The 5,415-nt window shown below is 68.6% G+C and carries 4 protein-coding genes and 2 pseudogenes; 3 read left to right on the top strand and 3 right to left on the bottom strand.

Annotation, left to right across the window (positions count from 1 at the left end; translation table 11 throughout):
* Positions 1 to 678: pseudogene (locus ACRWNP_RS36875) on the bottom strand (aldehyde dehydrogenase family protein); the annotation flags it as partial.
* Between the two features lie 595 nt (positions 679 to 1,273).
* On the bottom strand, positions 1,274 to 1,840 hold the full coding sequence (locus ACRWNP_RS36870) for a Uma2 family endonuclease (RefSeq protein ID WP_431969336.1): 567 nt from the start codon (positions 1,838 to 1,840) through the stop codon (positions 1,274 to 1,276).
* Positions 1,841 to 2,321: 481 nt separating this feature from the next.
* Between ACRWNP_RS36870 and ACRWNP_RS36865 the strand changes: the two are divergent.
* A pseudogene (locus tag ACRWNP_RS36865) lies at positions 2,322 to 2,504 on the top strand (IS256 family transposase); the annotation flags it as partial.
* A gap of 334 nt (positions 2,505 to 2,838) precedes the next feature.
* Here the strand turns inward: ACRWNP_RS36865 and ACRWNP_RS36860 are convergent.
* Positions 2,839 to 3,420, bottom strand: a complete 582-nt coding sequence (locus tag ACRWNP_RS36860; protein ID WP_431969334.1) for a TetR/AcrR family transcriptional regulator — start codon at positions 3,418 to 3,420, stop codon at positions 2,839 to 2,841.
* Positions 3,421 to 3,571: 151 nt separating this feature from the next.
* Here ACRWNP_RS36860 and ACRWNP_RS36855 point away from each other — a divergent pair, with 151 nt between their 5' ends.
* Complete coding sequence (locus ACRWNP_RS36855; RefSeq protein ID WP_431969332.1) at positions 3,572 to 4,777, top strand: acyl-CoA dehydrogenase family protein; 1,206 nt, start codon at positions 3,572 to 3,574, stop codon at positions 4,775 to 4,777.
* Positions 4,778 to 4,853: 76 nt separating this feature from the next.
* Entirely contained in the window at positions 4,854 to 5,369 is a 516-nt protein-coding gene (locus ACRWNP_RS36850) for a flavin reductase family protein (protein WP_431969330.1), read from the top strand.
* The last annotated feature ends 46 nt before the right edge of the window (positions 5,370 to 5,415 follow it).

Raw genomic sequence — 5,415 nt, 5'->3', positions numbered from 1 at the left:
ATCTCATCCCCGGCGATCGTGGCCACCGACCGCCCCGCAGGTTCGCTGCCGGTCAGCGTCGCGGCGGCCAGCCGCCTGTCCCGCAGCACCTGCTCCACCCTTCCCGAAGAGATCAGCAAGGTCTGGAAAACATCGTCGGGGAATCCCGCGTCGTGGAAGAGCCGCTCCATGTACAACGCGGTCTGCGGCACATTGGAGGCGTGCTTGAGCAATCCGACGTTGCCGGCCATGAGAGCCGGCGCGGCAAAACGCATGGCCTGCCACAGCGGGAAGTTCCACGGCATCACCGCCAGAACCACGCGGAGCGGCTGGTAGGTGACGTACGTCTGCTTGGCACCGACGACGCTCTGGCCGTCCCCTTGACGGTCCTGCAGGAACCCCGGGACCTCGGCAGCGTAGAACCGCAGCCCCAGCACGCACTTGGCCACTTCCTCTCGGGCTGCCTTGAGCGTCTTTCCCATCTCCGTGGTCAGCAGTCGGGCGACGGCATCGGACTCATTCTCCAGACGGTCAGCCGCTTGCCCCATCCATCCCGCTCGCTGCTCGGGTGCTGTCAACCGATATGCCGCGGCAGCAGCCGTCGCCCGGGGCAAGCTTGTCTTCGAGTTCATCGGGGGTGATTTTATCGAAGCTCTTGAGGACCTCGCCCGTAACGGGACTGATCGTTGCTATAGCCATGATTCAAGGTTATGGCTGTCTCACCAGGTGGCAATTTGTGCCGGCATAAGGTCTTCTTCCGATCCTGAGGCTGATGGCTTCAGCACACGACGATGTCGCAGTGCCGGTCTCCGCACGAGGGGAGCAGTCGGGACCGACCGCTCATCGCAGGCTCGCCCGGCAGATCGCGGCATCCACCGCGTAGTACGGCAACGAGTGGGGAGCCCCTGAAGCGATGCAGAGGTTGTGGATCACGGTGCTGTCGGCCTGCACCCCGGCGACGCCGTCGTCGCGAAGGGTTGGTTCGGTCCGTGCGGAGGTCGTTGCTGAACGGCGGGGTGCGCGTCACCGTCGCCGCTGGTCCGCAAACCGCAGGGCCCCCAGGGGCCCCGCCCACGCTGGGGACCGGTTCCCCGGAGGGGCCGACACGGAAGGTCACGACCTTCGTGTGGGGTTCCGACCAGCATCGGGCAGTCACCGGCCACGCGCCGACCTGAAGCACAGGTGAGCGACTTTCGGTCTCCGTTCGGGGTCACGCCTGGGCGTCCGAATGGCGGCGCATAGACGACCTGTCCCGCATGCATGCTGTGATCAGGTGGTGGCAGTGCCGCCCAGGTCAGATCGAGCTGAGGCTGATCTCAAGGGGGAAGGGAACCGCGGTTTTGACGACGTCGGTGAAGACGTCCCCGTCCCGGTAGACCCCGGCCGCCGGGTCGAGCAGGTAGGTATACACCAGCGGGACCCCGTTGGCTGTCTGCTCCACACGCCAATAGAAGGAGATCCCCGCCTTGGCGTACTGCTCCATCTTCACGATACGGTCCGTGGTCTCCGAGCCCGGCGAGACCACTTCCACGACCAGGAGCACATGCTCCGGCCTCGTGGGGGTGATGTCGATCGTGTCCGCCCGGTAGACCACGACGTCGGGGCGGCGGTTCGTCAGCGGAACATCCTGCAGTCGGACATCAAAGTCCGTGTCGGCATTCCATTCCGGCGACGCCGCAGCATCCAGGGCATTGGCCAGGAATCGGGCCAGGCGATTGTGGCGTTTGGACGCGCTCGGACTCACCACGACCATCCCGTCCACAATCTCGATGCCCCTGCACTGCTCCGCAGACCAGGAGTCGTACTGCGCCGCGGTGATCGGTGTGTGCATCCACTCCGGCGCAATCATGTCAGCAGTCACGGCGTACCTCCCTCGAAGCAGCAATGGTCCTGAGGTGACCCCGCTCAGTCTATGAGACCAGCGTGTATCACTGTCCATCGTTGCCGGCGCCACTCCAAACGCGACCCGACAGCGCCGTGTCCGATCACCGTGTCCCTAGCCTTCGGTCGACGCTTGCAGATCGGGGCCCCGGTCTGCTGTTAGCAGGGGGCCTGCCACGGCGCAGGGCTGGACGCGAGCGTGATGGTTCGCGGTGTGTCCGTTATCCCAGGGCCGAGGTTCCGTGCCCGTCGCCTGCTGGGGCGACGGGCACAGCCGGCTCGTCATGGCCCCGTAGCCCGATCGGATCGGGAGAATCTGCGCACCTCACGGGCCAGCTGATCGGCTCTCCAGCGTGCATGCACACATCCAGGACATCCCCCGAACGAAGGCACCCTGCCGCTCGACCATGATCGGGACTGTAAAAAGAACGGTGTAACTCCCGATCAAGGAAAAACACCTGATGAGCGACGTGACTGCCTCTGTTGAGGCGGTTGAAGAGGTCCGGCCGGTCGAGCTGTCTGCGGACGTGCTGAACGATCAGTTGATCGGGCAGCTGGTCGACCGGGCCCGCGCGAGCGGCCTGCAGTTGACCGGTGAGGGCGGGCTGCTGCAGCAGCTGACCAAGCGGGTGCTGGAGTCGGCCTCATCGCCTTCCGCGCCGGCCAGGGCGACCGGCCTACCCCGTCTGGATCGGCCGCACCGATGACGGACAGGTTGGTTGCGTCGTCGTCGACTTCCAGCTCCTTTCCGCCGGCCGGGGAGAGTAGGGATTCACTGACCCTTGGAATTGATCATCCAGGGGCGAGCTTGGGTATGTCCGGGGCGCGTCACGGCGCGCCGTCCGCTTACCCACTGCCGTCGGAAGCCGACGAGAGGGCGCCAAGGGCGTGTGGGAGCCGTGGCGTGATCCGGGCGAAGGGCGCCGCTCCCAGCCCGTTGCGCGGTCCGCGACCCGTAAGAGCCCCGACCGGGAGGGGTCAGGGCCGCAGCGCCTGGAGCGTCAGTTCGGCGTACCTGCGCCACAGGGCCGGGTCCCGCACCGCCAGGTTGACCAGTTGCAGACACATGCCGCACAGCACCACGCGCAGGTCGAGCGCCGAGGCGTCCGCGCGGACCAGCCCGGCGGTCTTGGCCGCCTCCATGAGGCCGACCAGCCGGTCGACCAGGGAGGCGATGTGCGCCGTCGACCGCCCCTCCGCGAACGCCTCCGACAGCAATCGGTCCCGGGCCAGGTTCTCGAAGAGCAGGATCACGTACGTGCTGAAGGCGTGTGCCGTGTCGACCCGCGCCATGGTGGGTTCTGTGGCCCGGTCGAGTTCTGCCAGCCGATGCTGTACGACCGCCTCCACCAGGTCCTCCTTGGTCGGGTAGCTGCGGTACACCGTGGCCTTGCCCACGTCGGCACGTTCGGCCACCTGCGGCACGGTGCCCTGCAGACCGAGCTGCCCGAAGACCTCGAGGGCCGCCGCGAATACGCGGTCGTGGTTGCGGCGGGCGTCGACCCTCCTGCGGGGGGCCGCCTGCGAGGTGTTCTGCGGGGTCGTCTGCGCCGGGTTCATCCGTCCATTGTCCTGTCTCGGGTGGTGCCTTTGCTGCCGCGCCTTCGTCTTGCGTCCCGCCGCCGAGGGCGCGGCCTAAACGGACCCACGGGTTCGGTTATAGTGGACAGCAGAGGCGGACCCTTGGGTCCGTTTAGTCTTCCCTGGAGCCATGATGCCTGTGCTGACCACTGAGGAGCGTGCCACGCTCCCCGATCCGACCCGGGAGCTCATAGAGGCGAGCCGCGCGATCGCGCCCGTGCTGCGTGGTCACGCGAACGCCGCCGAGCGCGAGAGCCGGCTGACGCCCGAGGCGACGCGGGCGCTGCGGGAGGCGGGGCTGTTCCGCCTCGGCGTGCCCCAGCGTTTCGGCGGCCATGAACTGTCTCCCGCCGCCGCCCTCCAGGTGTCGGCCGACTTGGCGCTCGCCTGTCCCTCGAGCGCCTGGGTTGTGATGGTCTCCTACGTCGCGCAGCAGATCGCCGCGTCCTTCGGCGACCAGGCCCGGTACGACTTGTGGGGCGAGAGCCCCGACGTGCCCATGTGCGGCGTGTTCGGCAGTACGGGGACCTCGTCCAGTCCGGTGGAGGGCGGGGTGGTCGTCTCCGGCTCCTGGTCGTGGGCGTCGGGATCACATCAGGCCGAGTGGGCCCTCCTCGGCGTCCCGCTGCCCGGCGCCCGGGGAGTCGTGCCCGAGCGGGGGCTGGCATTGGTCCCGGTGTCGTCGCTCACCATCCGCCGGACCTGGGACATGGCGGGCTTGCGCGGCACCGGCAGCGACACCCTGGTCGGTGAGGAGGTGTTCGTCCCGCACCACCGGCTTCGGCGCTTCATGGACGTCGTCCAGGGCAAGGGCCTGCCCGAAGAGCCGCTGTACCGGATCGCGCCGGGGTCGATGACGATCGTCTCCATGGGACCGCTGCTGGGGATCGCGCGCGCGGTTCTGAAGCTCACCCTGGAGGCCGTCGACGGGGGCAAGCCGATGGCGATGTCCCTGCACGCCCGGCTAGGCGACTCGCCCAGCGTGCAGGCTGCGCTCGCCGAGGCGGCCACGCTGATCGACTCCGCCGAACTGCACCTGATGCGCTCGGCCGAGTTCATCGGTGCGGCGGCGGACACGGGGAGCACCTCCACGCTGCTGGAGCGCGCACGGGTGCGCATGGACGCCGGGCACGCCTCGGCGTGTCTGCGCCAGGCGGTGCAGTCGCTGCTGACGGTGAGCGGGGCAGGCAGCTTCTCGCTCGCCAAGACCATGCAGCGTCACTGGCGCGACCTGGAGACCGGATCCCGGCACCCCACCCTCAACCCTGGGCTCGCCAAGGAGATGTACGGGAGGGCGCTGGTGGGCGACGAGCGGCCGGTCAGCCCGATGGTCTGAGTCGTGGACCTGGCCGCGGCTCCGCGGCCCGTATCCCTCCGGGCGAGCGCCGCTCACCCGGGACGAAAGAGGAACCATGTCCCAGCTCGCCGTCCCCGCGGCCACCAACAGCGCCGTGCGCGAGGTGCTCGGGCACTTCGCGTCCGGAGTCCTCGTTGTCACGGCCGACGGGCCCACTGGCCCGATCGGTCTCACCTGCCAGTCCTTCGTCTCGTTGTCACTCGATCCCCTGCTCATCGCCTTCGCACCGGCGCGCACGTCGCGGACCTGGCCGCTCGTCCGGGAGGCGGGCGCCTTCGGGGTCAACGTCCTCTCGGCCGGCCAGGCCGCGACGAGCGCCGCGTTCGCGCGCTCGGGAGCCGACAAGTTCCACGGGGTTCCGTGGTCGCCGGGGGCCGGCGGAGCGCCCCTGCTGCAGGATGTGTGCGCCTGGCTCACATGTGAACTGTGGAACGAGTACGACGGCGGCGACCACACCCTCGCCGTCGGCCGGGTCCTCACCGTCGGGGCGGACCCCGGACGAGAACCGCTCATCTTCCACCGCAGCCGGTACCGCGAACTCGCACCGGCCGTCCCAGAGTGCTCGCTGTGAGCGGACGGACACGCTCGCCGGGGACCGGCCGGATCGGACTCCTCTT

It is taken from the genome of Actinacidiphila sp. bgisy160, assembly GCF_965342435.1.
Taxonomy (GTDB): domain Bacteria; phylum Actinomycetota; class Actinomycetes; order Streptomycetales; family Streptomycetaceae; genus Actinacidiphila.
This window is presented reverse-complemented; position numbering and strand designations above follow the sequence as displayed.

What these genes read in the sequence shown, in the direction of transcription:
- ACRWNP_RS36860 (WP_431969334.1), bottom strand. Translation starts at nt 3,420, where the DNA reads ATGAACCCGGCGCAGACGACCCCGCAGAACACCTCGCAGGCGGCCCCC.
- ACRWNP_RS36850 (WP_431969330.1), top strand. Translation starts at nt 4,854, where the DNA reads ATGTCCCAGCTCGCCGTCCCCGCGGCCACCAACAGCGCCGTGCGCGAG.
- ACRWNP_RS36855 (WP_431969332.1), top strand. Translation starts at nt 3,572, where the DNA reads ATGATGCCTGTGCTGACCACTGAGGAGCGTGCCACGCTCCCCGATCCG.